Here is a 26,988-nt window from a genome sequence, read left to right as displayed (position 1 = left end):
CGTCCTCCGGGAGACACCGTGCCCCTTCCGTCACGCCGATCCGTCGTCGCCACGTTCGGCGCCACCATGGCCGCCGGTCTCGCGTCGCCCGCCCGCGCAAGGGCGTCCGCCCCCACCGCCCGAAACCCTCACGAACCCCCGCCGTTGCCCCGGGCCCACGCGCACAACGACTACGAGCACCCCGACCGCTCGCCGACGCGCTCGCCCACCGCTTCACCAGTGTCGAGGCCGACATCTGGCTGATCGACGGACGGCTTCTCGTCGGGCACGACATCGACGACCTGTCGCCGGACCGCACCCTGGAATCGCTCTATCTGGAGCCGCTGCTCGCCAGGGTCCGGGCCCACCACGGCTGGGTGTACCGCGGCCACCGGATCCCGCTCCAGCTCCTCGTCGACATCAAGAACACCGGCGAGGCGACGTACCGCGAACTCCACCGCGTCCTGCGCCGCTACCGCTCCATGCTCAGCTCCGCGACCGGTTCCATGGTCCGCACACGCGCCGTCACCCCGGTCGTCTCCGGCGACCGTGCCGCGCGCGCCCCCATGGAGGCGCAGCATCTGCGGTACGCGTTCTACGACGGCCGTCTCGACGACCTGGGCACGGGTGTTCCGGCCTCCTTCATCCCCCTCGTGAGCGCCAACTGGACGCAGAGCTTCACCTGGCAGGGACAGGGGCCCATGCCGCCCGAGGAGCGCGCGGCCCTGCACACCATGGTCTCGGCCGCTCACGCGGAGCGGCAGCGCCTGCGGTTCTGGGGGACGCCGGACACGGAAGGACCGGCTCGTACCGCGGTCTGGCGTGAACTCCTCGCAGCGGGCGTCGATCACCTCAACACCGACGACCTGGCGGGACTGGAACGATTTCTCAGCGCCCATGACCCTGCCGGATGGTGACAGGGAGTCAATCACCCCATCGGAGGACGACGGGACAGCCGGGGCGGAGCGCGCGATACGACACACTTTGGGCCGATCGCCGCACCGCCCGCGCGGCCGAGGAGGTTCGTCTCGCCATGGCCATTTCGATCTCAGCCATCCTGCTGCTCATCATCCTGATCGTCGTGTTCGTGCGCAGCGGCTCACTGAAGTTCACGCATGCCCTGGTCTGCATGCTGCTCGGCTTCTGCCTGGCCGGGTCGAGCCTGGCCCCGACCCTCTCGGACGGCATCGCGGCGACGGCGGACGTCGTCAGCAGCGTCCGTCCCTGACAGCCGGGTCCCCGGCCCGGCATGGCCGGGGACCCGGCGCGGTGACGTGCGGGCGGGCCCGCCCGCACGCCAACGGCCCTGAGTCGCCCGCTTCTTTGCATGGACAGTGCACGCATCCCGCCCTACTGTGCGCGCCATGTCCCGTGGAACCAGGGCACGTTCGCTGACCTGCACCGTCATCGCCTGCGCGCTGATGGGCTCCGTGGCCCTGACCGCCGTGCCCTCGTCCGCGGATCCGATCCCGCGGGCGCCCGGTCACCGGCTCGTCGACGACTACACGGGATCCCCGGCCACCGCCCGTCCGGTGCCGGGTGACGCACCCGAGCAGCATCCGTACCTCGCGTCCAACGGCCGCAGCGGCATGCACGCGGACGGAGCGGGCAGCGGCACGTACCCGTACTCCGGGCCCCTCGGCCGGAATCCCGGGGTGACGAGCGAGAAGATGGCGGCGCTCGGCGGGGAGTGCGTGACGGTCACTTTCGACTCCGGCGGACGGCTGCTCACGGTGTGCGGCAGCATCAAGGGCTTCGAACTGAAGCTGCTGGATCCCAGGACCCTCGACACGCTCGCCGCGTACGACCTCGGGCAGCGGCCGTCCACCGTCGAGGCGATCAGCCGGCTCGACTGGACACGGATCTTCAAGGACACCTCCGGGGGTGCCTACTTCTACCTCGACCACGAGGACCGGGTCGTCCTGGGCGATCCGCGTCAGCACATCCTGCGGATCGCGCACGAGCGGAAGCCGGACGGCACCTGGCGGTTCCGCGTGGAGGACGACTGGGACCTGACGGACCGTCTGCCGCACGACTGCGCCGGCCTGGGGCGTCCCTCCCCCAAGGGCGAGTGCGATCCGGTGACCTCCGTCATGCCGGACTGGGACGGGCGGATCTGGTGGGTGACCCGGCAGGGGCGTATCGGGACCGTCGACCCGGACACCGACAACGTACGCTCGATCCGGCTGAAGGGCGAGGAGATCCAGAACTCCTTCTCGGTCGCGGAAGACGGCGTCTCGATCGTCTCCGACCACGCGCTCTACCACTTCCGCGCCGGTGAGGACGGCACTCCGGAAGCCCTGTGGCGGCAGACCTACGACCGCGGTACGGGCACCAAACCCGGTTCCCTGAGCCAGGGTTCGGGCACCACCCCCGATCTGCTGGGCGAGGACCACGTCGCGATCACGGACAACGCCGACGACCGCATGCACGTGCTCGTGTACCGGCGCGGCGCGGACGTACCGGACGCCGAACGCCTCTTGTGCAAGGTCCCGGTCTTCGGATCCGGGGAGTCCACCACCGACAACTCGCTGATCTCCCACGGCAACAGCCTGATCGTGGAGAACAACTACGGTTACGAGAACCCGATGTCACTCACCTTCGGCCGCAGCGTCGTGGGCGGTGTCACGCGGATCGACATCCGCGCGGACGGCAGCGGCTGCGACACGGTGTGGGAGAGCAAGGAGCGTTCACCGTCCACCGTTCCCAAACTCTCCACGGCCAACGGGCTGGTGTACCTCTACACCAAGGAGCCCGAACGTCTCGGCGTCGACGCCTGGTATCTCACCGCGCTGGACTTCCGTACCGGCAGGACCCGGTGGAAGAAGCTCACCGGGACCGGTGCGCTCTACGACAGCAACTGGGCGCCGGTGACCATCGGTCCGGACGGCACCGCCTACGTCGGGGTGCTCGGCGGCCTGGTGGCCGTACGGGACGGGGACGCGTCGTCGTGACGGTCCGTCAGTGTGCTGAGGGGCCGCCGGAAACCGGCGGGCCGGGATCGGTGGCCCCGGACGCGTACGACGTGGCGGGCCGCAGCAGGCGGGAGCGGATGAGGAAGCGCACACCCTCGGGGGCTTCGAGCGAGAATCCGCTGCCCCGGCCCTCCACGACGTCCACGATCAGCCGGGTGTGACTCCAGCGCTCGTACTGGCTCGCGGACATCCAGAAGGACACGGTCTCCGCGACCCCGTCGACGGCCAGGTCGGCCAGCAGCACATCGGACGCGCCGGTGCGGAACTCGCCCGCCGGGTAGCACATCGGCGCACTGCCGTCGCAGCAACCGCCCGACTGGTGGAACATCAGCGGCCCGTGGACCGCCCGCAGCCGCCGTACGAGGTCGGCGGCCGCGGGGGTCAGCTCGACGCGCGGTTCGGAGGCCATCGCGTTCCTCTCGTCGGGTGCGGGAAACGGGCGGAGTGCGGGGCCAGTGCAGCACGAGGCACGTTGCGGGGAGGTTGCACGGGGGCGGGCGGGCGTACGGGGGTGGCGTCACGCGACCCTCGGCCGGGACGTCCGCGGACGCACCGAAAGGCCGCGGACGCACCGAAAGGCCGCGGCCCGTACGGACCGCGGCCTCCCCGCCGTGCCGTCCCTGCGATTGCGAGCTCCGCAGGGCCGGCCGGTGCGCACCGGCGCGAAGGGGTCGGTTCAGCTCGCGCCGGTGAGGAAGATCTTGCCGTTGACCGGTGCGCCCTTCGCCGATGCGGCGGACGCCGAGTCACAGCTCTTCTTCTCCGACGCCGTCATCTTGCGGGACTTGACCACGACGGCGTTCTTCTGCCCGTCGGTGCCGTTCGGCGCGGGGCCGGTGATCGTGTCGTCCACGAACCAGTAGTAGTGGTCCCACTTCGGGTCGTCGTAGTGGGTCTGCCAGGTGCCGGAGACCTTCTGCATCACCTGCGCGCGCGAGATCCAGCCGACCTCTCCCGGCTGGACGGTCATGTTGACCGCGCTGGTCTCGGTGTGGGTCTCGGTCCATGTGTGGTTGTACGTGGCCGAGACGCTGACGTTGATGAGCTTGGCTATCGTGCCGCCGACCGTGACGGTGGCGCCGGCGGAATCGGTCGAACTCACCGTGTCGGACCACGTCATCGACTGGGTGGCGTCGGAGGACGTGCAGTTGTAGAGCGAGTCCGAGACCGGGCGGAAGTCGCCCAGGTACGCCTCGCCGAGCACGGGCTCGTTGAAGCTGCACTTGCCTTCGCCGGATTCGCAGTCCGCGAGGATCTGCTCGCGGGTGGGGCCCTCGTCGGCCGAGGCGGGGAGGGGGGTGGCGGCCACAAGTCCGAGGGCCGCGGCCGCCAGGGCCACGGACCTTCCGCCGTACCGCAGCGCGCGGTTCACCGCGCGGGTGTTGGTCATGTGATGTCGTGCCTCTCGCTGTGCATGGTGGAGTACGCCCCGAGGGGGTTCCGTCCGGATGTCCGGACGAACGGGGGTACGCCGTGCGATGAGGTTGTCGTAAGCAAGACCCCCAACTACACCAAGACTTAGTAAAGTTGTAGTTGAATTACGCAACAGTAACTGTTGTCAACTGCCCCCGGTGTGCCATGGTTCGAGGTTACGAACCGACCGGACGGTTCGGCAGCGGACCTCAACGGCGCCGGCTCGTACCGCCGATGGACGGATGTCCGGCCCAGGCGTCTCACCATCCGGTACGGGTGCCCCGTCGGCACGCGATCTCCGTCACATCCGCCGTACCCCCTCGTACGCGAAGATCCCTGCTCCGGGCGGGGTGTGCGGCTGCGGGGCGGAAGGCGCGGCTCAACATGCCGGTCGGTCGGGCGACTTGGACCTCCGGATGCTCAGTAGCATCCGTCGCGATCCGTCCCCCGGGCCGAGTGCCCGCGCAAGCGAAGAGGTTCCACGTGAAGCGGGTTACTGGCCCCGCCTGGCTCCCCCTGGTCTGCATATCCGCCCTGCTCGTCACGGGCTGCGGCACCGCGCCCCCGCAGGCGGCCGGCACCGCGCAGAAGGCCGGAACGGCCGGTCCGGGCGATCTCCCGGCGGGCGGAGGCGCGGGAGGCGCCGCCGACCTGTCCGTCACCCCGGGCGGGGCCGAATCCGCCCGGGTCAGCCGCCCCTCGGACCGCGGCCGCCCCGGCACCCTCACGGACCGGGACGTCACGCTCTCCTCGTACGACGCGAAGGCCGGGCGGGCGGTCCTCACCCGCGGGCCCCGTGGCGCCGGTACCGGCGGAGCCGATGTCCGCAAGGGCGATGTGATCGCCAGCCCGCCCACGAAGGCGGCCCCCGCGGGCGCGCTCGTGAAGGTCGAGGAGGCCCGGTCCGGTGGCGGCGGGAAGACCGAGGTCCGCACGTCCCGGGCGACTCTCGCCGAGGTCTTCGGCGGCGCGAAGGCCGAGGGCACGGTGCCGGTGTCTCCCTCGGCATGGAAGGTCGACCCGCTGGCCAAGGGGATCGACGTCGCCCGGGGGCTGGTGGACGGCGTCTCGAAGAACGCCCCCGACGCGCTGAAGCGCGGGTCCGGGAAGGTGTCGGGGAATCCCGCGCCGCCCGGCCGGTCGGGGCGTGCGGGCGGGGACCGGAAGCTGCGGCTCGACTTCGACACCGAACTGCCCATGGTCGGCGGCAAACCGGGCCTGGAGCGTGAGACCGAGATCGGCGGCTTCCTGGAGATGGCGCCCGAGGTGGCGTTCGCCTACGACGGGCACGGATCGTCCGACCCGGCGGACGCGACGGCCTCGGTCAGGCTCGCTGGGGACTACTCGGCGGGTTGGCGCGTCAAGGGGCCGGTCGCCGCACCCCGGATCGCGCCCCGTATCCCGCTCGCCGTGCTCGCGGCCTATCCCGTGATCATGGTCGGCCCCGTGCCGGTCGTCGTCGCCCTGAAGCTGACCCTGGTCCTGGAGGTGCGCGCGGACGGCCGTATGCAGGTGGACGTCCAGCAGGCCGCGGGCGGGACGATGAAGGTCGGTACCCGCTACACCAAGGCGACGGGCTGGAAGCCCGACACCCACGCCGACGGCAGGACCCTCCCGGGCGGCCGGTCCAGGATCTCCGGCGAGGGAGAGCTGCGGACCATGCTGGGACCCGAGGCCGGCATCAGCCTCTACGACACGGTGGGCGTCGACGCGTTCTTCGGCCCCTACCTGCGGGCGACGGCCGAACACCCCGAACTGGTGCCGGGGGCGGGTGTCCGCAGGCGCGGGGCCTGGAAGCTGTACGGCGGGGTGACGTTGGAGAGTTCGCTGTACGCGCGGCTGCCGTTCGCGATCATCGGCATCCGGCCGTCGAAGCGCATCGTCTTCCCGGTCGTGACGCGCGAGTGGCCCATCGCCGAAGGCCGGATCCCGGCCCGAGCCTGACCGCCGCCGCGGCCCGGGCCGCCGACCCCAGGCCCGGGCCGTCGACCCCAGGCCCGGGCCGTCGTTCCGCCCTCCAGGCCCGGGCCGCCGTTGCCGACAGGCGTTATCCCCGTACGAACACCACCAGGCTGAGGGCGCCGATGCCCCCGCCGGACGGCGTAGCGTCGAACTGCCCTCAGGACAACGGCTCCTGAGGGCACGACACCACCCCACGTCATCCCGGAGAGGCAGCGGCATGAGCGGCGACAAGGACAGGGCGGAACTCGCGGCGGAGTTCCTGGCGGCATTCCGCGACCGGGACTGGGACACCCTGGCGTCCCTGTTCGCCCCGGACATCGTCTGGAGCATGCCCGGCGACGGGACGATCTCCGGCACCGCCGAGGGTGCGGCGGCCGCGGTCGGCAGGGCGCGGGAGATCGCGGGCCGGGGGATCCGTACCGAACTCCTCCATGTGCTCACCGGCGGACACGGGGTCGCCCTGATCCTGCGCAACACCGCCACCGCGGGCGACGGACGCACCCTCGACGAGCACCTGGCGACCGTGCTGACCATGAGTGAGGGCAAGGTCACCGCCATCGACAGCTATCTGTCGGATGTGCCGGGAATGAGTGCGTTCTTCCAGTGAGGTGAGGGCGGGAGTCGCAGGGACAAATAGCCCAAGTGTATGCTTTCGGCGCTCTTGTCGGCTCTCGCGCGCCCTGGTCAGGCCAGGGCGCGCGATGGCGGTGTCCGGTTCGGGCGGCACCGCCTGCATGATCAAAATGCCGGGACGTTAGCATTTGAGCACCGCCTAGCTCGAAAGAAAAACTGTGACTGTCAACGACGACTCGTTCACCAACTGGAAGAACCGCGAAGAGATCGCGGAGTCGATGATCCCGATCATCGGGAAGCTGCACCGCGAGCGGGACATCACCGTCCTGCTGCACAGCCGCTCCTTGGTGAACAAGTCGGTGGTCAGCATCCTCAAGACCCACCGCTTCGCCCGGCAGATCGCCGGAGTGGAGCTCTCGGTCACCGACACTCTTCCGTTCCTCCAGGCCCTGACCTCGCTCGATCTCGGCCCGTCCCAGATCGATCTCGGTCTGCTCGCCGAGACCTACCGCACCGACGACCGCGGCCTCTCGGTGGAGGAGTTCACCGCCGAGGCCGTCGCCGGCGCCACGGGCACCAACAAGATCGAGCGCCGCGAGCCGCGCGACGTCGTCCTCTACGGCTTCGGCCGCATCGGCCGCCTCGTCGCCCGCCTCCTCATCGAGAAGGCCGGCTCCGGCAACGGCCTGCGGCTGCGCGCCATCGTCGTGCGCCGCGGCGGCGAGCAGGACATCGTCAAGCGCGCCTCGCTGCTGCGCCGCGACTCCATCCACGGCCAGTTCCAGGGCACGATCACCGTCGACGAGGCGAACAGCACGATCATCGCCAACGGCAACGAGATCAAGGTGATCTACGCGAACGACCCGTCCGAGGTCGACTACACCGCGTACGGCATCAAGGACGCCATCCTCATCGACAACACCGGCAAGTGGCGCGACCGCGAGGGCCTGTCCACGCATCTGCGCCCCGGTGTCGACAAGGTCGTCCTGACCGCCCCGGGCAAGGGCGACGTCCCCAACATCGTGCACGGCGTCAACCACGACACGATCAAGCCGGACGAGCAGATCCTGTCCTGCGCGTCCTGCACCACCAACGCGATCGTCCCGCCGCTGAAGGCGATGGCGGACGAGTACGGCGTCCTGCGCGGCCACGTGGAGACCGTCCACTCGTTCACCAACGACCAGAATCTGCTGGACAATTACCACAAGGCCGATCGCCGTGGCCGCTCCGCGCCGCTCAACATGGTCATCACCGAGACCGGCGCCGCCTCGGCCGTCGCCAAGGCGCTGCCCGATCTCACCGCGCCGATCACCGGAAGCTCGATCCGCGTCCCGGTGCCGGACGTCTCGATCGCGATCCTCAGCCTGCGGCTGGGCCGCGAGACCACGCGTCAGGAGGTCCTCGACCACCTCCGCGACGTCTCGCTGACCTCGCCTTTGAAGCGCCAGATCGACTTCACCACGGCGCCCGACGCGGTCTCCAGCGACTTCATCGGCTCGCGCCACGCCTCGATCGTCGACGCCGGCGCGACCAAGGTCGACGGCGACAACGCGATCCTCTACCTCTGGTACGACAACGAGTTCGGCTACTCCTGCCAGGTCATCCGCGTCGTCCAGCACATCTCCGGGGTGGAGTACCCCACGTACCCGGCACCGGTCAGCTGATCGTCCGGTTTCCGCGTACTGCCTTGCGCCGAAGGGCGTCTGACGGGCCGACAGGTCCGCCGGGCGCCCTTCGGCGTGTTACCGGCCCCTTCGAGCAAGCGCCGCCATCTGAACTGCCGACGCGGTTGCTCCGTCTACGCAAGCGATAGGGCGTAAGGCCGTTCGGCCCGTACGGCCGGCCACGCCGACGCCCGTACGCCGGCACGCAAGGGAGAGCCGTGTTCGCCACCTACCTGATCGGCCTGCGTGAGGGCCTCGAAGCCGGTCTCGTCGTCTGCGCGCTCGCGGCGTACCTGAGGGCGACCGGGAACCGCGGGCTGATGGGGCACGTATGGCTGGGGGTGGGGACCGCCGTCGTCGTCGGCGGAGCCGCGGGCATCGCGGTGGAGCTCGCGCCCGCGCCTCCGAGCCGCGCGACCGGGGAGACGGTCGGCGGCAGCGTGGCGCTTCTGGCCGTGGCGCTGGTGACCTGGCTCGTGTTCCGGATGCGCCCCGTCATTCGCACGTCGCCGGCCGAACCGCACGGCGACCGCGACCGTGCGCTGGTCATCGGGGTGGCCGGGATGGCGCTGACCGCCTTCCTCGCCGTGGGGCGCGAGGGATGGGAGACGGTGGTCGTCGTCTGGACGGCGGTGCGGTGGGCGGACGGCGAAGCGGGCACGCTGACCGGCCTCGTCCTCGGTACGATCACGGCCGTCGCCGTGTCCTGGCTGCTCCACCGCTGCGCCGTGCGGAGGGACTTCACCGCATGTCTCACCTGGGCAGCCGTCCTGCTGATCGTGGTCGCGGCCGGTGCGCTCGCGGAAGGCGTTCACGACCTCCAGGAGGCGGGCGTCCTCCCGGGACGGGACTACCACCTCCCGGCGGTCGGCACGACACACGAACCGGACAGCTGGAACGCCACGCTGTTCAGGGGCGTCTTCGGCTTCGACGCCAATCCGACCGAACTGCAGGCCGCCTGCTGGATCTTCTACTGCGCGTCCGCCCTCTTCCTCTTCCTGCGCCCCGCCCGGTCGAAGGCCGAACCGGCAGAGGCCCAGCAGTCGTCGTAGCCGGGTGCCGGGACGGACGCGGCCGGACGCGGGCCTTGCCGACGATTCCGGAGTCGGCCGGATTCCCCAGCGCCCAACGCGATTCCGGTGTTCACGCGATTCCCGTGTCCGCGCGATTCCCGTTTGTCCACCGATTCCGGTTCAAGCTCCCTTCACGTCCAACTCCCGTTGGTTGAAGAGGCTCTGACAAGGACTTATGAAACACGTGATGGAACCGGGAATCGCGCGCTGACTAAGGTTCGAGCATTGGAGACGGGTTGCAGCAATTTCCCTGAAAGGAGTTTGCCATGCCCGGAATATGTGCCCCCATGGTGCGTCGCTGTCCCGCGCAGGCCGCCTTGTCCGGTCGTCCGGCCACAGAGAAACGTGGGGAGACGGCATGATCGGCCGCCGCGCATTCCTCGGCGGAGCCGGGCTGGCCGCCATCGCCGTCGTGGGGTTCGACCCGCTCGGTGCCAGGTGGGTCACCGAGGCCGAGGCAGCGACCCGTCCGTCGTTCGCCGGTGTGCCCGAACTGGACGGTGAACTCGTCGTCGACGAGGCGGCCCGGAAGGCCGTCGCCACCGACCTGGGCAACATCGCCCACCACGAGCCCAGCGCCGTTCTGCGCCCCCGCTCCGCGCGCGACATCGCCACGATGATCCGCTTCTGCCGGGAACACCGCATCCCGGTGTCGCCCCGCGGACAGGCCCACACCACCCTCGGCCAGGGTCTCTCGGCCGGGCTGGTCATCGAGAACCGGCACCTCAGCCGTATCCACACCCTCGGCCCGCGCGTCGCCGAAGTGGACGCCGGCATCCACTGGATGGACCTGGCCAAGGCCGCGTTCGCCCGGTCGCCCAGGCTCACCCCGCCGGTCCTCACCGGCTACACCGGTCTGACCGTGGGCGGGACCCTGTCCGTCGGCGGTGTCGGCGGCATCGTCGGTGGCCTGCGCACCGGGCTGCAGGTGGACCACGTACGGGAACTCGAAGTCGTCACCGGGGCCGGGGACATCGAGCGCTGCTCACGCCACCACAAGTCCGACCTGTTCCATGCCGTGCTCGGCGGGCTCGGCCAGTGCGGCGTCATCACCAAGGCGGCCATCGACCTCGTCCCCGCCAAGGAGCGGGCCCGCACCTATGTGCTGGGGTACGACGACACCGCCGCTTTCGTGCGTGACCTCCGCACGCTCATCGAGCGGCCCGGCGTCGATCATGTCTACGCCGAATTCGTCGCGCCGGGGTCGAGCCCCACCTACAAGGTGCACGCGACCGTCTTCTACGACCCGCCGGGAAAGCCTCACGACGCGTCGGTCGTCGGCGATCTGTCCGCCCGGCCGGAAATCCAGGACACCGGATATCTGGACTATGTGTTCTCGATCGACGCCACCATCGACGAGCTGCGGGAGACGGTGAACTGGGACCGTCTCGTGAAGCCGTGGTTCGACGTCTGGGTTCCCGGTTCCGCGATCGAGGACTACCTCGTCGACATCATGGCGACGCTGACTCCGCGCGACATCGGGCCCTACGGGGCCGGACTGATCTATCCGCAGCGGCGCGCGCACGCCCGCAATCCGTATCCGCGGCTGCCCGAACCGGACGGGTCGGCCTGGGCGTTCGTCCTCGACATCAACACCGTCTCCAGCACCACGGACCCCGGCCCCGGGTTCGTCGAGGAGATGCTCCGGCGCAACGACCGGCTGATCGCGCGGACGCGTGAGCGCCATGGTGGTGTTCTCTATCCGATCGGCTCGGTGCGGTACACGGCGCGGGACTGGCGACAGCACTACGGGGAGATGTGGCCGGCCTTCCGTGCGGCGAAGCGCCGCTACGACCCGGGCAACGTGCTCACCCCGGGCCCCGGCATCTTCGGGGACGGCTGACCTGCTCCCGCCCGCCGGCCTGAACGGGCCGGCGGGCGGGAGGCGCCGCGAAAGAACTTCCGGTACACCGAGAGACCCGGACCACCGGTCCGGGTCTCTCGGCCTGTGCGGGTCAGCGGGCCATGGCGTACGTCTGCCGGCCGCGCGGGCTCGCCGCGGCCAACAGCAGTTCCCGTTCGGGATCCGCACCCACGGCACAGACCTTCCCCAGCGAGAACTCGGGCACCAGCTCGACCTCGTGCCCGCGGGTGCGCAGGTCCTCGACGACCTCCGGATCGCAGTTCCGCTCCACGACCAGCGCCTTCGGGCGTGACTCGTGCGGGGTGAACGAGGCGGCGAAGTGGTCGGTGTGGAAGGCGAGGGTCTCGGTCGCGGCCTGGAGGTCGAGACCGAACTCGGCCACCGCGAGGAAGAATCCCAGCGTCCACTGGTCCTGGCGGTCACCGCCGGGCGTGCCGAAGGCCAGAACCGGCTTTCCGTCCTTCAGGACGAGGCTGGGGCTGAGGGTGGAGCGGGGACGGCGCCGTGGTCCGAAGGAGTTGGGGTGGCCTTCTTCGAGCGTCATGGTCTGGGCCCTCGTCCCGAGGGAGAATCCGGCGCCCGGGATGACGGGGGAGCTCTTGAGCCAGCCGCCGCTCGGAACGGCCGCCACCATGTTGCCGAACCGGTCGGCGACCACGACGGTGCACGTGTCGGTGCGGGCTTCAGCGGCCCGTACGACGGTGGGCAGGCCGTTGCGGATCTGGTTCATCCAGTGCTCCCGCGCCGGCGGTACGGAGTCGGCCACATGCTCCGGCACGTGCGGGTGGCGCCCACCGGGAGAGCCGGGGCGCAGTGTGGCCGCGGCCTTCGCCTCGATCAGCGTGCGCCGCTCCGCGGTGTAGGCGGGGCTCAGCAGGGTCTCCAGCGGTACGTCGCCGTGGTCCGGATCCCCGTACCAGGCCTCGCGGTCGGCGAAGGCCAGCTTGGCGCACTCGGCCACGGTGTGGATGTAGTCAGCGCTCCCCAGGCCCATGGACCGGAGGTCGAAGCCGCCCAGGAGCGCGAGCTGCTGAAGGAAGACCGGGCTCTGCGACCAGGGCCCGGGCTTGTGGACCGTCCAGTCCCCGTACGAGAGATGCGCCGACTCCTCCACGGGTGCCTGCCAGTCCGCCAGGTCCTGGCCCGTCAGGAGGCCCTTGTTCCGGTGGCCGGTGGCGTCCAGCACCTCCGTGGTGGACACGAACGAGTCGATGGCGTCGGCCACGAAGCCCTGGTAGAAGGCCTTCTCGGCCGCGGCGATCTGAGCCTCGCGTCCGCCGGGGACCGCGGTGGCCTCGCGTAGGAGTTGCTTGTACGTCTCGGCCAGCACCGGGTTGCGGAACCGCGATCCGGCGGCCGGCGGGCGGCCGTTCGGCAGATAGACGCGCGCGGATTCGGGCCACTCCGTCTCGAACAGCGGCGCCATCACCTCGATGGCGTCCGCCGCGCCGGGCAGCAGCGGGAACCCGTTCTCCGCGTAGCCGATGGCGTGGTCGAGGATCTTGGTGAGGGGGAGCGTCCCGTGTTCGGCCAGCATCCGCATCCAGGCTCCGAACGCCCCGGGCACCACGGCCGGGAGGAGGCCCGACCCCGGAATCTGGTGCAGTCCCAGCTGCTTGACGGCCCCGATGGTGGCGGCCCGGGGTGTCGGTCCCTGACCGCACACGACCTGGACCCGGCCCGTCGCCGCCCGGTACGAGACGATCGGAACGTCGCCGCCGAGGCCGTTGAAGTGCGGTTCCACCACCTGCAGGACGAAGCCGGCGGCCGCGGCCGCGTCGAAAGCGTTGCCGCCCTTCTCCAGGACCGACATGGCGGCCGCTGAGGGCAGCCAGTGGGTCGAGGAGACGGCTCCGAAGGTCCCACTCAATTGCGGCCTTCCCCAATTCACTGCTTCACACCTTTCTGTATGGGTGACGACTCTGTGCGGGTGAGGTACGCCGTACGCGTCGGTCAGCTCTGTGCGACGAGGTCGTAGAAGCACATGCGCGGGCCGGCCGTGGCCCAGGTGAGCGTGCGGCGGCAGGTCAGGCGCGTCTCTTCGAAGAGTTCGAACCACGCCGTGCGGTGCACCGGGAATCCCTGGTCGGTGAGGACGTGCATCAGGAAGAATTCCGAATCGCTCTCGCGGTCGTCGTAGAACGGTTCCGGTTCGCCGATCAGCAGCATGCTCTCGCCGGTGAGGGCGTCCGCGTAGGCGTTGAGGATGTCCACGACCGCTTTGGTGCCGTCCCGGAAGTGCTCGTGCAGGACCCCGATGCCGGTGATCACTTCGGCGCCGGAGCAGACCTCGGGCCACGTCGTGGGATCGAAGGCGTCGGCAACGACGAATTCCAGCCGATCCTCCAGACCGTGGCGGCTCGCGAGTTCGCGGGCCACATCCACGGCGGCGGGCGCGATGTCCAGGCCGACGCCGGTGATCTCCGGGTCGTCGAGGCAGGCGTCGACGAGGAGTTGGCCGCCCCCGCAGCCGAGGTCCAGGATCCGCTTGGCGCCCCGGTCCCGCATGGCCTCGAGCACGATCGGTGTGTAGTACCGCGCGAAGATGGTGCCGCAGTGGCGGCTGAGCGGACCGTTGCTGCGGTGCACATCCGTGCCGTAGGTGGCCTCGCCCGTCATCAGGTCGCCGGCCCGCTGGACGACGGGACCGTACGCCTCCAGGTAGAACCCCAGCCGCGCCAGGGCGATGTCGGAGGTCAGCAGGGTGCCGCGGCGCGTCAGGCGGTAGGTGCCCTGCCACTCCTCGAGCACGCCCTTCAGGGCCAGATAGCGCAGCACGTTCGACGCGATGCGGTGGTTGGTGCCGTCGAGAAGGCCGTCCTCCGCGCTGTGGCGCCCTTCGCGCAGACGGTCCAGCAGACCGGACGTCGCCAGCGCGTGGACGGCGTGGCAGAGATGGAGGGCACCGAGCAGGTCCGGCATCGAGGAGAGCCGGAAGTCCTGCCAGGTGGTGGTCAGTTCGTCGTCGCGGAGTTCCAGGAGGTCGCTGCTGCGCGACCCGGAAGCGCTGCGCAGGATGTCCATGTCCGTCTGCCCCTTCATCGGTTGGAGAACGTCGGATACGGGCCCGTGGCCCGGACCCGGGACACGCGCCCCCTTCCTGCCGTCGCCGGACGGCCGGAAGGGGGAGAGGGCCCTCCGTTCAGGAGGCGAGGGTGTCGGTGGTCCGGCCCTCGGCGGTGGTCTCGCCGTCGTGAGCCTGGTCCTGGTCGGTGCCCGGGCGGAGGTGGCGCAGCGTGGTGGCCACGAGCACGGCGGAGAGGGCGACCAGGAACGAGGAGACCAGGGCGATGACGGTCAGTCCGTCCGAGAAGGCGTCGCGGCTGAGGTCCACGAGCCGGTCACCCAGTTCCCGGGGCAGCCCTTCGGCCGCGGAGAGGGCCTTGGCCAGGGTGTCCGCGGCTGGTCCCGCGGCGTCGGCCGGAGTCCCGGACGGGGTGTTCTCCTCGACCTGCGTGCGGTACACGGCGGTGCCGATGCTGCCGAGGACGGCCAGTCCGAGTGCGCCTCCGAACTCGTTGCTGGTCTCGGAGACGGCGGACGCCGCACCCGCGCGGTCCGCGGGAGCGGAGCTGACGACCATGTCCGTGCCCAGGTTCAGCGCGGGGGAGATGCCCGAGGCCATGACCGCCAGTCCCGTCACCAGCAGCGCGAAGTCGGTGCGTCCGGCCTGGGAGACGAGGAGTGCGCCGAGCGCGGCGACCGCGAGGACGGCGGCCATGACGTAGGCCGGTCGCACCCACCGCAGTGCCGTGATCGCCGCCACCGTGCCGATCACCCCGCCGAGGCTGCCCGGCAGGATCCACAGACCGGCCTCCAGGGGGGACAGCCCGTGCACCAGCTGGAGCGACTGCACGATGAAGAGGTTGATGCCGAACATGACGAACGACAGGGTGGCCAGGGCGCCCAGGGAGACCCGGAACCGGGGTTCGCCGAACAGACGCAGATCGATGAACGGATCCTCCAGGCGGCGCTGCCTGCGGAGGAAGACCACGCCCGCGACGGCGCCGACTCCGAGGGCCAGCACGGGGAGCACGCCCGGACCGTCGCGGGTGATCTGTTTGATGCCGTAGACCGCCGGGAGGACGGCCGCCAGGGAGAGCAGGGAGCTGGTGAGGTCCAGCCGTCCGGCCGACGGCGCCCGGTACTCGGGCAGCAGGACGGGTCCGAGCACCAGCAGCAGCACCATCACGGGGACTCCGATGAGGAACACCGAGCCCCACCAGAAGTGTTCGAGCGTCACCCCGCCGACCAGCGGCCCGATCGAGGCACCCACCGTGAAGCACATCATCCACGCCGAGATCGCGATGGTCCGCTGCCGTTCGTCGAGGAACATGACGCGCAGCAGCGACAGGGTGGACGGCATCAGGGTCGCCCCGGCCAGGCCCAGCAGGGCGCGGGCCGCGATCAGCGCCTCCGGACCTGTGGCGTAGGCCGCCACGACGGAGGCAGCCGCGAAGGCGCAGGCACCGGCCAGCAGCAGCCGGCGTCTGCCGATCCGGTCCCCGAGGTTGCCCATGGTGATGAGGAAACCCGCCACCATGAACCCGTAGATGTCGGTGATCCAGAGCAGTTGGGATCCGGTGGGCGCGAGATCGGAGCTGAGGTGCGGGACGGCCAGGTGCAGCACCGTCATGTCCATCACGATCAGCATGGCGGGGAGGGCGAGGACGGCCAGTCCGAGCCACTCCTTCAGGCCCGCGCGGGGCGGGCTCTGGCCGGGCGTGGCGGAGTGGTCCGATCGGGCGGACGTCATGAACGCTCCTTGCGGGTGAGGTGATGGTGGTGGCCCGGCCGGGGCCGGGTGGAGGGGGTCCCGGGGCGGGCTCGGGATCAGGCGGCCGGAGGGCGGGGGAGGAGACCACGGTTCGCCTCCGAGGACCACCAACTGTCGTGTCTGCGGTACCAGTCGACGGTCTCGGCCAGTGCGGTGCGGAAGTCGCGGCGCGGTGCCCAGCCCAGCTCCCGGCGGATCTTGGCCGTGTCGACGGAGTAGCGACGGTCGTGTCCGGGACGGTCGGAGACGCGTTCGACGCTGCTCCAGTCCGCGCCGCAGTCCTCGAGGAGGAGGGCGGTGAGCTGCCGGTTGGTGAGTTCGACCCCGCTGCCGATGTTGTACGCCTCCCCGGCCCGCCCGGCCGTGCGCACCCGCTCCAGTGCGGCGACGTGGTCGTCGACATGAATCCACTCCCGGGTGTTGTCACCGCTGCCGAACAGCGGGACCTTTCGCCCGTTCAGCAGCCGGGTGACAAAGAGCGGAATCACTTTTTCCGGAAATTGGCGGGGACCGAAATTGTTGCAGCAGCGGGTGACGCACACGTCCAGCCCGTACGTCGTGTGGTAACTGAAGGCGAGCAGGTCACTGGACGCCTTGGACGCGGAGTACGGCGAACTGGGGAGCAGGGGATGGTCCTCCGGCCAGGAACCGTCCGCGATGGAGCCGTACACCTCGTCGGTCGAGACATGGACGAAGCGCCGGACACCGTGCCGGACCGCCGCCTCCAGCAGGACCTGGGTCCCCAGGACATTGGTGCGGACGAACTCCTGGGCGCCGGTGATCGACCGGTCCACATGCGTCTCCGCTGCGAAGTGCACGATCTCGTCCGCCTCCGCCACGACACGGTCGACGACCTGCGGATCGCAGATGTCCCCGGTGACGAAGCGGAACCCCGGACGGCCCCGCACCGAGGCCAGGTTGGCGGGATTGCCCGCGTAGGTGAGGCGGTCCAGCACCGTGACCTGAAGCTCGCTCTCCGGAGCGAGCAGGGTCCTGACGTAGCGCGACCCGATGAAGCCGGCGCCTCCGGTCACGAGGATGCGGGTGGGCACGGCAAGCTCCTTATTCCCTGGGCGAGTTGCCCGGCGTGGTAGGCGGAATCCGGTCACTCCGCTGCCGCATCCGACCGTGCCGTGTACGTACACTACGAACCTGAACGCGCCGGAATTCTCCGGCGCGTGGTGGACCCGGGCTGGGAATGCCCTTGCGAGCACAGATCCAATGCATCCGTACGGCAACAGGACTTCACGGACAGGGGGACTTGTTTTGTCGGTCGAGGACGGGAACTTGCGCAGAGTCACAGCCAATGCGGGACCGAACCTCGTCGCACCGTCCGGGCGGAATGATCACGGCCGCCCTCAATTACGCATCCTGATCGTTTCCGATTGCCGGTCGGCGAACGAGCTGAAACAGGACATCCGGCGGCACGGCTACGACGCCTCGGTCGCCTCCAGCGGCCAGGCCGTCCTGGAGTCGTACCACGACTGCGATCTCATCCTCCTGGACACCGATCTTCCGGATCTCGACGGTGTCTCGGTCTGCGAGGTGATCCGGCAGGAGAGCGACGTCCCCATCATCGGTTTCACCGCGTCCGAGGCCGAGGTGGACCGGGTGCTCCTGCTGGAGGCGGGATGCGACGACTGCGTCGACATCCCCTACCGGGCACGTGAGTTGGTGGCCCGGATCAAGGCCGTCCTCCGCCGGACCGGTACCTCGCGCAGAGCGGAGCCGTCCGGACAGGAGGACAGCGACCGCCTGGAGTTCGGGCCGCTCGTCATCGACTTCCCCCGCCGGGAGGCACGTCTGGGCGGGCACCGCCTGACCCTGACCCGCAAGGAGTTCGACCTGCTGCACCGGCTGGCCGCGGAGCCGGAACGCATCTTCCAGCGACACGAGCTGATGTGCGACGTGTGGGACTATCCGGCGGACAACCGGATCAGTGCCCAGGCGAGCAGGACCATCGACACCCACGTCAGCAGCTTGCGCGGCAAGCTGGGCAACAGTGAGTGGATCACCACGATCCGCGGGGTCGGCTTCCGCTTCGGGGTTCCCGTCTCGGAACCGGAGACCGCCCCCGGTACGACCACCACCCGCCCGGGCCTGGAACCGGCGAAGGACGCCGTGGCGCTACGGCCACGGCCACTCAGGATGCGAAGCGCCAACGGGTCTGGGAAACACACCCCTTGGTGAAGGCGAACACCGTCCGAGGGGCGACGGAGAAGGCCCACGCCCGTCCGACGGAGCCGCTGAGCGTGTCACCGTCGACGACGTAGTCCCACATCGGACCGTACTTGCCGCGGAACACCTCGGCAGCCTCCTCGAGACTCTTCTCCTCCGTGACCCGGACCGCCCGGCCCTCCAGAACGATGTCCACGCCGCTGGAGAGCCGGTTGGTCCCGGTCATCAGGGCGCACCGGGGATTGGACACCAGGTTGCGCACCTTGCGCTCCTGCGGCAGCGAGCAGAACCACAGGGCCCCGTCGTGCCACGCCCCCGCCACGGGCGTCATGTGCGGCGCGGGACCGGGGCGCATGGTGGAGATCCAGTACAGCTCGGCCTCCGCCAGCGTGCACCGGGTCTCGGTCCAGGAGGCAGGGCGTGCCCCCGCGCTGCTGTAGCGGGGGTCGAGTTCCACGTCGTACGGGCTCATCGCCATGAGAAGTCTCCAGGTTGGGGGGCGCGGCGGAACCGGGCGACATCACCGCACGGGCAAGCCGTCCGCTTCCAGGCTCCGGGCGAACTCCGGGTAGGACTCGATGATCTCGTCGGCCTGGGTCCGCGGGTCGTATCGCTCGCACAGCAGGTCCAGGACGTGCCGGTCCCACGCGCTGCGCCGGGCGATCTCGTCGTAGGGGGTGCGAGTGAAGGCGACGAGTTGGTAGAGCTGGGTGAACTCCTGCGGGTAGCGCTGGTGCAGCCTGCGCTCCAGCCGTTTGCGCAGGTGGAACAGCTCGTCGTCGATGTGGGCGCTCAGCTCCTCCAGATTCGTCAGGGACAGGTCCGCTATGGCCTGCCCGGGGGCCACCCGCAGCTCACTGAACTCCGCCACCGCGGCGCGTATGGCCCCGTGGCGGTCGGCATCCGAGGTCAGGTGGCGGTCGAGGGAAGTGCACAGCACCTCCGCGTCCTCGAAACTGCAGTTGATGCCCTGGCCGTAGAACGGGACGATCGTGTGCGCCGAGTCGCCGACGAGCACGGCGCGGTCGTAGTGGTAGGGAGCGCAGCGCACGACCTTGAGCAGGGCGGGACGCGTGTCCCAGACCTCCTCGGTCACCCGCGGCAGGGCCAGTGCGATGTCGGGGTAGTCGCGGTCGACGTGTTTGCGTACGGTCTCGCGGCTCGCGAAGTACCGGAACCGCAGGGCACCGTCGCGGCTGTCCACCGGCATGAACAGGGTGGTGGTGGCCGTGCCGTCCCGGTTCGGCTGGGCCTGGAGGAAGTGGTCCCCGCGCGGCCAGAGGTGCATCCCGTCCGGGCTGAGGACCCGGGCGGCCTCCGGCACCATGCTCAACTCGACGTGGCCGTGCGGGATGTACTCCTGCTGGATCCGCATCCGGGCGCCGGACTTGGACAGTTCGTGGCGCAGCGTGCTGTTCGCGCCGTCGCAGCCGATGAGGATGTCCCCGGTCGCCCGGCACACGCCGCCGTCGGCGGTGACGAACACGGCCTCGGCGAGGTGTGCGTCCGCGGCGACGCAGGCGTGGCCGAAGTGCACGGACGCACCCGCGGCCAGCGCCTCCTCCAGAAGGATGTTCTGCAGGGAGGCGCGCGGTACGGACAGCAGATGGTGGTCATGGCTGACCCCGTAGGGCTGACGCGTGAGCGTGCCGTCCCGGTGGTGCACGATGCGCTGCCGGAGCACCGCCCCCACCCCGTGGACACGGTCGCGCAGTGCGGGGTCCAGGGCGCTCGTCCCGCGGTGGGTGAGGGTCAGGTTGAACGAACGGCCGGTACCGACGGTGGCCACGTCGTCGGCGGCCTGCTTCTCGTGCACCTCCACTTCGAAGTCCCGTCGGCGCAATTCGATGGCGAGGAGGCAGCCCACCGGGCCGGCTCCCACGATGACCGCCCTGACGCGGCGCCTGGCTTCTGACACGACGGGTCCTTCCCTCACGGTGGCCTTCGACGGCCTGGTGTCCTCGGTTGCTCGTGCCGCGCGGCGGCGCTCACGGCACGCTCGGTGTGGTGACCTGGCCGGTCTCGGTGAAGTAGCGGACCATCGAGGTGATCCAGGACGGGTCGGCGGCGGGCAGTTCGAGCCCCAGGTCCTTCAGCAGCCGTACCGTGCTGTCGTTGCCGTAGCGGAGGTCGCCCAACTCCATGACGCCCTCGCGGAACAGCGGGACGAGGCTCGCCAGGGAGCGGTCGTCCGTGTCGGCGGGGCCGGACTCCAGGGCGGCGAGCCACTCGCCGGTGGACACGAGCCGCGGCGGGGCGCCCAGGGAGGTCAGGGCGGCGAAGACCGTTTTCCACTCCATGCCGACGGGATGGAAGACGTGCACGTTCCGGTTGTGCGCGGCGGGCGAGCGGGAGAGCAGCACGACCGCGTCGGCCACGACGTCCGCCGGCAGGAGGTCCACGGGCGGTCCCGGCTCCCTCGGGGCCAGGCCCAGTTGCAGGAAACTCTTGATCTGCAGCCAGAAGAAGTCGTCCGTCCGGCACGCGCCGGTCGCGGTGTCCGGGCCGATCCGCCCGATGCGGTGGACGGTGACGGGCACACCCCGTTCCCGGGCCTTCAGAGCCAGTTGCTCGGCGACCCACTTGCTCTGCGCGTAGCCGATGCCGAGCCCGTCCGGGGTCCCGGGGACGCTGTCCTCGTCGATCTCCGCGGCAGGGCCCTCGGGTGAGAACACGGCGAGCGTGGACATGTGGTGGAGCGGCTTGAGCACCGTGTCGGTGCAGAACTCGGCGACCCGGACGAACCCGTCCACGTTGGCCGGCCGGACCGAGACGTACGGCGCGGCGAAGTTGATGTGCGCCGCCGCGTGGTAGACGCATCCGATCCGCCCGGCCAGGTCCCGGTACTCCGCGGGGGCGAGGCCGAACCGCTCCTGCGCCAGGTCGCCGGCGACGACCCGTACCCGGGAGAGGTCCAGTCCGTCCTCGACCCGGTAGCGGCGGGCGTTCTCGGCGATCCGGCGCAGGCCCTCCTCGGGCGATCCGGCCCGCACCAGGCAGTGGACGACGCAGCCGGCGGCCTGCAGGGACCGCAGGAGGTGGATCCCCAGGAAGCCGGTGACGCCGGTGAGCAGGACCGTCCGTGCCGGATGCGGATCGGCGCTCCGGGCGGCCCGCGCCGGGTCCACGGTGTCCGGCAGCCGGACGTCGGCCCACAGGTCGGGACCGCCGTCGGACGCGGTCTCACCGGCGAGCGCCCGCTCCACCCGTGCGGCCATGCCCGCCACGGTCGGACCGGACAGCAGGACACTGAGCGGCAGGTCGACTCCGAACCGCTCCTGCATCCTCTGACGCAGCCTCACCGCCAGGAGGGAGTGACCGCCCAGCGCGAAGAAATCGTCGCCGGGGCCCACCGCGGCACCGCCCAGCAGCTCGGTCCAGATGGCCGCGACGGGCTGCTCGGTGGCGGTGAGCCGGCGCTCGCCCGTCACCTCCCGTTCGGGAGGCGGCAGTTGCGCCGCCCGGGCCGCCAGCACGGCACGGTCGGTCTTGCCGCTGGGTGAGGTGGGCAGGTGATCGACCCGCGCGAACCGCGCGGGCACCATGTACGCCGGAAGGGAACGGCCCAGCAGCCGCCGGAGCTCCGGTTCGTCGACGGGCGCGTCGGACCGCAGGAAGGCGACGAGCCGCCGGTCCCCGGGACCGTGCTCGGCGGCCACCACGGCCGAGGCGGTGACCGAGGGCAGGTCGTTGAGCGCGGCCTCCACCTCGGCGGGCTCGATACGGTGGCCGCGGATCTTGATCTGCTCGTCGGCCCGGCCCAGGTGCACGAAGCCCTCTTCGGGCGTGCACGTCACCAGATCGCCGGTGCGGTAGAACCGCGTGGCCGGCTCAGGGGCATAGGGGTCGGGCAGGAAGCGGGAACGGGTCTGCTCCGGCAGGTTCAGATAGCCGGGGGACAGGACGCGCCCGCCCACGTACAACTCGCCCGCCACCCCGAACGGCACCGGTCGGCGGTCGGCGTCCAGGACGTACAGCCGCACTTCGCTCACCGCGTGCCCGATGGGCGGCCGTTCGGGCCACTCGGCCGGGTCGTCGGGCAGCCGGTGGGCGGTGCAGAGATGAGCCTCGGACGGCCCGTACGCGTTGATCAGGGCCGCTCCGGTGAGACGGCCGAACATCTCCCGCAGCTGGGGTGTGACGACCAGCTGCTCACCGGTCGTGTACACCTCGGCCAGGTCGGGCAGCGCGATGCCGCCCAGGACGACGACGGAGGCGAGCTCCTGGAGGGCGACGTAGGGCAGGAAGAGCCGCGCCACCCGGCGCTCGCGGAGATGCTCGGCCAGCCCGTGCAGGTCGGCCCGGGTGTCCTCGTCGGTGAGGACCAGGGTGCCGCCGGTGCAGAGGGTCCCGAAGATCTCCATGAACGACACGTCGAAGGAGAGCGACATGTACTGGAGGGTGCGGGCGTCCGTGTGCGGTTCCGACAGGTCCATCTGCCGGTGGACCAGATTGGTGATGGTGACGTCGTCGATGACGACGCCCTTGGGCCGTCCCGTCGAGCCGGAGGTGTAGACGACGTACATCTCGTCCCCGGGCATCCGGCGCACCGTCGGATCACCGTCGTCCCGCGCCCGTACGCCACCGCTCTCGGCGTCGAGGTCGAACACGGCCGTGTCTTCCGGGGGTTGCGCCCCCGGGCGGCCGCGTACGAGCAGCAGTCCGGGGCGGGAGTCCTCCAGCATCAGGGCGATGCGGTCCTGCGGGTAGGCCGGGTCCAGCGGGACGAACGAGGCACCCGTCTTGAGCACCGCCAGCAGGGCGACGATCGCGTCGGGGCCGCGCTCCAGCAGGATCGCGACCCGTACGCCGGATCGGGCGCCCCGCTCGCGCAGAGCCCGGGCCAGCCGGTTGGCCTCCGCGTCGAGCTGCCGGTACGTCAGGACGGCGCCGTCCACGGCCTCGACCGCGGCGACGTCGGGTGCCTTGCGAGCCCGCTCCTCGAACAGGGCGGTCACGGAATCGAGTTGAGGTCGGCCGTCCTTGGGCCCGTGCCAGACGGCGTCCAGTTCCGCCCGTTCCTCGTCGGGCACCCAGCGCAGCTCGCCCGCCGTGACGCCGGGCCGTGCGAGCAGGTCGGCGAGCAGGACGCGGAACCGACGGACGACGCGTTCGACCGTCCCGGCGCGGAAGAGGGCCGGGTCGTACTCGAAGGTCAGGCCCACCTCCTCCTCGCCCTCCTCGACGATCAGTGCGAGGTCGTACTTGGGGGCGCCGCTGACGTGCCGCCACTCCTCCACCCCGAGGCCGAGGTGGCTCAGGACGCGGCGCTCCTTCGGCATCAGGGTCACCATCGTCCGGAAGAGCGGGGACCGCCCGCCGTCCCGCCCTGGACCGAGGGCCTTGACGACGTCCTCGAAGGCGGCGTCCTTGTGGCGCATCGCGGTGAGGACCTCCGCGCGGGTCCGCGCCAGCAGCTCCCGTACGGTCTCCCGCGGCGATACGCGATGCCGCAGCACCACCGTGTTGACCAGGTGGCCGATCGCCTCCTGGTCGGCCGCGCGGTCGCGCAGCGAGACCGGCAGACCCACCGTCAGGTCCTCCTGGCCGGTGTGCCGGTGCAGCAGCACCGCATAGGCGGTGAGCAGGACCATCAGCGGGGTCACGCCTTCGGCCGCCGCACACTCCCGCAGTCGGCCGGCTTCGCGCGGCGGCAGCACCGTGCGTACGCTCCGGGCCGCTCCGGCCGCCTGACCGCGCGGGTGATCCAGGGGCAGGTCGAGCTGGGGCGGCGGGTCGGCGAGGTGCTTCTTCCAGTGGGCCAGTGCCTCCTGTGCGGAGGTGCGGCCCCGCGCCCCGTCCCGGGACGCCATGGCGCTCCGGAACTGCGGAGGAGCCGGAGTGTGCGGCAACTCCCCGTCAACGATCAGATGTTGATATGCCGTCAGCCATTCCGTCAGCAGTACGGACCAGGAGAAGCCGTCGAACACCGCGTGGTGGACGTTCACCAGGAGCGCCGTGCGGGCCGCTCCGTCGTCCAGGCACAGCACGTGCAGCAGGGGACCGGTGCGCAGGTCGAGGCGGGTTCCGGCGAAGTCGGCGGCCCGTCGGCGTACGTCCTCCTCACCGGTCGCGGCGGCGCTCGCGAAGGCGAAGCTGGGCTCGGCCGAGACCCGCTGCATCAGGCGGCCGTCGTCCTCCATGGCGAACGTGGTCCGCAGGCTCTCGTGCCGTCGTACGACGTGCCGCAGGGCCTCGCGCAGCGCCTCCGGGTCGAGCCGTGCGGAAAAGCGCAGCAGGACGGGGGAGTTGTACGCCGTCGGGTCGCCGAACTCGCAGGCGTACCAGATGCCGGCCTGGCCGGCGGTGGCCTCCCAGGCGGCTTCCCCGGCCGGCCCTCCGGCGCCGGCCCAGGTGGACGTCCCGGTGACGGAGGGGCCGGGGACCTGCCGTCGGGAGCCGCCCTGCCGCCGGGCGCGCAGCCGGTCGGCCAGGGCCCGCGGGGTGCCGGACGCGGCGATGTCCTCCGTGCCGATCTCCAGGCCCAGCAGGGCGCGCAGATCCGCGGCGTAGACCTCGCCGTCCGCGGCGGTGAAGAGGTCGTCGGCCGTCGCCCCGGGCCGGCCCGCGGTGTGCCGCCACCGGTCGAGGACGACGGTGAGCAGGGGGTCAGTCATGTGCGGCCACCTCCGTGCCGCCCTCGCGGACCGAGCGGATGTGGTCGGCCAGGGCCGTGGCGTTGTCGTGCTGGAAGATGTCCTCGGCCCGCACGTCGACGCCCATGACCTCCTGGAGGTTCGCGGCGAGCTGGATGAGTTGCAGCGAGTTGGCTCCGGACAGGACGAAGGAGTCACCCGTGCCGATCCGCTCCCGCCCGGTGACGCCGGCGAGCAGTCCGACGACGACCGACGCGAGGGGATCCTCGGCCTCGCCGCCCGTCCGGGCCCGCTCGGAACCGGGTTCCACCAGGACCGCGCGGGGCTCCTGGAGGGCCATGCGGTCCAGCTTCCCGTTGTGGTTCAGCGGCAGTTCGGCCAGGTGGTGGACGCGGGCGGGCAGCATGTAGTCGGGCAGCCGTCCGCGCAGTTCGGACAACAGCGCCTCGGTGCCGGGGGGTTCGCCCTTCGCCGTGGTGCAGAACAGCACCAGCTCCCTCAGGTGGTCCGCTGCCTCCACGGCGCGGACCACCGCGCGCTCGACCAACCCGGTCTGCTCCGCGGCGAGTTCGACCTCGCGGAGCTCCACCCGGAAGCCGCGGATCTTGACCATCTGGTCGGCGCGGCCCGCCAGGACGACCTCGCCGTCCGGCGTCGTACGCGCCATGTCGCCGGTGCGCAGCAGCCGCGTCCCCTCATGTTCGGGGAACTTCGCGGCCGTCAGCTCCGGCTGGTCCAGGTAGCCGTGGGCCAGACCGGCGCCGCTGATGCACATCTCGCCCACTTCGCCGGGCGGGCAGGGGGTGAGGTCGTCGCGCAGCACGTGCAGCCCCACCCCCGGCAGCGGCCGCCCCACGGGGAACACCTGGTGGCGCACGTCGTCCTCCGTCAGCGCGTGGACCGCCGTCAGGGCCGAATTCTCGGTGCAGCCGTACGCGTTGAAGACCGTGCCGCCGACGGCGCGCAACGCACGGGAGATGTGTGGCGGAGAGGGGAAGTCGCCGCTGACGATGACCGTTCGGACCCCGCGCAGCGCCTCGGGGTGGCCGTCGACCAGGAGGTTGAACAGCCCGCACGGCAGGTTGAGGAAGGTGACATCGCGCTCGGTGATGGTCCGCGCCAGGTCGGGGAGCGAGGGCAGTTGCGGGGGCGAGACGACCACGCGGGCGCCGTTCAGGAGGCTCAGCCAGATCTCGGTGGTCGAGGCGGCGAAGGAGTACGGGGCGAGCTGGAGGAAGCAGTCGTCGGCGCGGACCTCCGCCTCCCCGTTGTGCTCGGCCAGGCGGGCGACGGCCCGGTGGGGGATGCGCACTCCCTTGGGCCGTCCGGTGGAGCCGGAGGTGAACAGGATGAACGCGGTGCTCTCCGGATCCACCGTCCCCAGGCCGGGCCCGGGAGCCTCTTCCGCCGTGTCGTCGCCGTCCCGCAAGGAGGTGCCGGCGGCGATGAGTTCGTGGACGTCGCGCTCGACGGTCACCGATCCGAGGCCCGCCGGCATGTCCCGCAGTGTCAGCGGCAGCGCCGCCTCACGGGCGATCGCGCGCCGTACGGCGACGGGGTGCGCGGGGTTGAGTGGGACGACCACGCCTCCGGCCTTCAGCACGGCCAGGATGACGATGTACAGCTCGAGGGAGCGGGACATGTGGAGCCCCACCCGGCTGCCCGCCTCCACCCCTTCCTGCCGCAGACGGCGCGCGAGCCGGTCCGCCGACGCGTTCAGCTCGCGGTAGGTGAGCGAGGCCGGACCGTACTCCAGGGCGGTCCGGTCGGGGGCGGCCGCGGCGGCGGCCTCGAAGGCGGTGGGGAGAGCCGGTACGTCCTTGATCTCTTCGATGGCATGCACGGTGACTCCAGCAGCGACGACGGGCCGCGGCGGCGGTGGCCGCGACGGTGAAGGGACTCGGGAGGGGCGGCGGGAGGGAAGAGGCCGGGGC

Annotated in this window: 18 protein-coding genes and 1 pseudogene; 9 read left to right on the top strand and 10 right to left on the bottom strand. The window is 70.9% G+C overall.

Annotated features, from left to right (window positions below):
* Positions 1-18 precede the first annotated feature (18 nt).
* From ABZ822_RS22085 to ABZ822_RS22075, 3 genes and pseudogenes are all read left to right on the top strand, one after another.
* Positions 19-896 (top strand): annotated as a pseudogene (locus ABZ822_RS22085) (phosphatidylinositol-specific phospholipase C/glycerophosphodiester phosphodiesterase family protein).
* A gap of 116 nt (positions 897-1,012) precedes the next feature.
* The gene (locus tag ABZ822_RS22080; RefSeq protein WP_360856678.1) at positions 1,013-1,207 is read left to right on the top strand and encodes a hypothetical protein; all 195 of its coding nucleotides are present in this window, start codon (positions 1,013-1,015) and stop codon (positions 1,205-1,207) included.
* Positions 1,208-1,400: 193 nt separating this feature from the next.
* On the top strand, positions 1,401-2,933 hold the full coding sequence (locus ABZ822_RS22075; protein WP_360856770.1) for a hypothetical protein: 1,533 nt from the start codon (positions 1,401-1,403) through the stop codon (positions 2,931-2,933).
* Between the two features lie 7 nt (positions 2,934-2,940).
* Here the strand turns inward: ABZ822_RS22075 and ABZ822_RS22070 are convergent, their stop codons facing one another.
* Both ABZ822_RS22070 and ABZ822_RS22065 read right to left on the bottom strand, forming a co-directional pair.
* Positions 2,941-3,363 carry a DUF779 domain-containing protein gene (locus tag ABZ822_RS22070; protein ID WP_360856676.1) on the bottom strand — a complete coding sequence of 141 codons (423 nt, stop codon included), beginning with the start codon at positions 3,361-3,363 and terminating at the stop codon, positions 2,941-2,943.
* A 267-nt stretch (positions 3,364-3,630) separates the two neighbouring features.
* On the bottom strand, positions 3,631-4,344 hold the full coding sequence (locus tag ABZ822_RS22065; RefSeq protein WP_360856673.1) for a hypothetical protein: 714 nt from the start codon (positions 4,342-4,344) through the stop codon (positions 3,631-3,633).
* A gap of 506 nt (positions 4,345-4,850) precedes the next feature.
* Here ABZ822_RS22065 and ABZ822_RS22060 point away from each other — a divergent pair.
* From ABZ822_RS22060 to ABZ822_RS22040, 5 genes are all read left to right on the top strand, one after another.
* The gene (locus ABZ822_RS22060; protein ID WP_360856670.1) at positions 4,851-6,311 is read left to right on the top strand and encodes a hypothetical protein; all 1,461 of its coding nucleotides are present in this window, start codon (positions 4,851-4,853) and stop codon (positions 6,309-6,311) included.
* 235 nt (positions 6,312-6,546) lie between these two features.
* On the top strand, positions 6,547-6,936 hold the full coding sequence (locus ABZ822_RS22055; protein WP_360856667.1) for a nuclear transport factor 2 family protein: 390 nt from the start codon (positions 6,547-6,549) through the stop codon (positions 6,934-6,936).
* Positions 6,937-7,120: 184 nt separating this feature from the next.
* Entirely contained in the window at positions 7,121-8,566 is a 1,446-nt protein-coding gene (locus ABZ822_RS22050) for a glyceraldehyde-3-phosphate dehydrogenase (RefSeq protein WP_360856664.1), read from the top strand.
* Between the two features lie 218 nt (positions 8,567-8,784).
* Positions 8,785-9,618, top strand: a complete 834-nt coding sequence (locus ABZ822_RS22045; RefSeq protein ID WP_360856661.1) for an FTR1 family protein — start codon at positions 8,785-8,787, stop codon at positions 9,616-9,618.
* A gap of 379 nt (positions 9,619-9,997) precedes the next feature.
* Entirely contained in the window at positions 9,998-11,482 is a 1,485-nt protein-coding gene (locus ABZ822_RS22040) for an FAD-binding protein (protein WP_360856658.1), read from the top strand.
* A 112-nt stretch (positions 11,483-11,594) separates the two neighbouring features.
* On the opposite strand, the gene ABZ822_RS22035 is transcribed toward ABZ822_RS22040, so the two are convergent.
* The 4 genes from ABZ822_RS22035 to rfbB form a co-directional block, all read right to left on the bottom strand.
* Positions 11,595-13,394: a gamma-glutamyltransferase gene (locus ABZ822_RS22035; protein ID WP_360856655.1), complete on the bottom strand. Its 1,800-nt coding sequence runs from the start codon at positions 13,392-13,394 to the stop codon at positions 11,595-11,597.
* Between the two features lie 62 nt (positions 13,395-13,456).
* A complete protein-coding gene (locus ABZ822_RS22030; protein ID WP_360856652.1) occupies positions 13,457-14,545 on the bottom strand; it encodes a methyltransferase domain-containing protein in 1,089 nt (362 codons plus the stop codon).
* Positions 14,546-14,645: 100 nt separating this feature from the next.
* Complete coding sequence (locus tag ABZ822_RS22025) at positions 14,646-16,259, bottom strand: MFS transporter (protein WP_360856650.1); 1,614 nt, start codon at positions 16,257-16,259, stop codon at positions 14,646-14,648.
* Between the two features lie 77 nt (positions 16,260-16,336).
* Entirely contained in the window at positions 16,337-17,332 is a 996-nt protein-coding gene (gene rfbB / locus ABZ822_RS22020; protein ID WP_360856647.1) for a dTDP-glucose 4,6-dehydratase, read from the bottom strand.
* A 235-nt stretch (positions 17,333-17,567) separates the two neighbouring features.
* On the opposite strand from rfbB, the gene ABZ822_RS22015 reads away from it, so the two are divergent.
* The gene (locus ABZ822_RS22015; RefSeq protein ID WP_360856644.1) at positions 17,568-18,470 is read left to right on the top strand and encodes a response regulator transcription factor; all 903 of its coding nucleotides are present in this window, start codon (positions 17,568-17,570) and stop codon (positions 18,468-18,470) included.
* Here ABZ822_RS22015 and ABZ822_RS22010 read toward each other — a convergent pair.
* The 4 genes from ABZ822_RS22010 to ABZ822_RS21995 form a co-directional block, all read right to left on the bottom strand.
* Positions 18,424-18,936: a pyridoxamine 5'-phosphate oxidase family protein gene (locus ABZ822_RS22010; RefSeq protein WP_360856641.1), complete on the bottom strand. Its 513-nt coding sequence runs from the start codon at positions 18,934-18,936 to the stop codon at positions 18,424-18,426. The two genes, ABZ822_RS22015 and ABZ822_RS22010, sit on opposite strands and share 47 nt — an antisense overlap.
* Before the next feature lie 42 nt (positions 18,937-18,978).
* On the bottom strand, positions 18,979-20,376 hold the full coding sequence (locus ABZ822_RS22005; protein ID WP_360856638.1) for an NAD(P)/FAD-dependent oxidoreductase: 1,398 nt from the start codon (positions 20,374-20,376) through the stop codon (positions 18,979-18,981).
* Between the two features lie 70 nt (positions 20,377-20,446).
* Positions 20,447-25,075, bottom strand: coding sequence for an amino acid adenylation domain-containing protein (locus tag ABZ822_RS22000; protein WP_360856635.1), 4,629 nt, complete (start codon positions 25,073-25,075; stop codon positions 20,447-20,449).
* Positions 25,068-26,897: a non-ribosomal peptide synthetase gene (locus tag ABZ822_RS21995; protein WP_360856632.1), complete on the bottom strand. Its 1,830-nt coding sequence runs from the start codon at positions 26,895-26,897 to the stop codon at positions 25,068-25,070. The genes ABZ822_RS22000 and ABZ822_RS21995 overlap by 8 nt, the downstream gene beginning before the upstream one ends.
* Between the last annotated feature and the right edge of the window lie 91 nt (positions 26,898-26,988).

Origin of the sequence: Streptomyces sp. NPDC047108, assembly GCF_040643575.1 — a bacterium.
Classification (GTDB): domain Bacteria; phylum Actinomycetota; class Actinomycetes; order Streptomycetales; family Streptomycetaceae; genus Streptomyces.
Note: the sequence above shows the minus strand (reverse complement) of the source record. Positions and strands in the feature narration are given on the sequence as shown.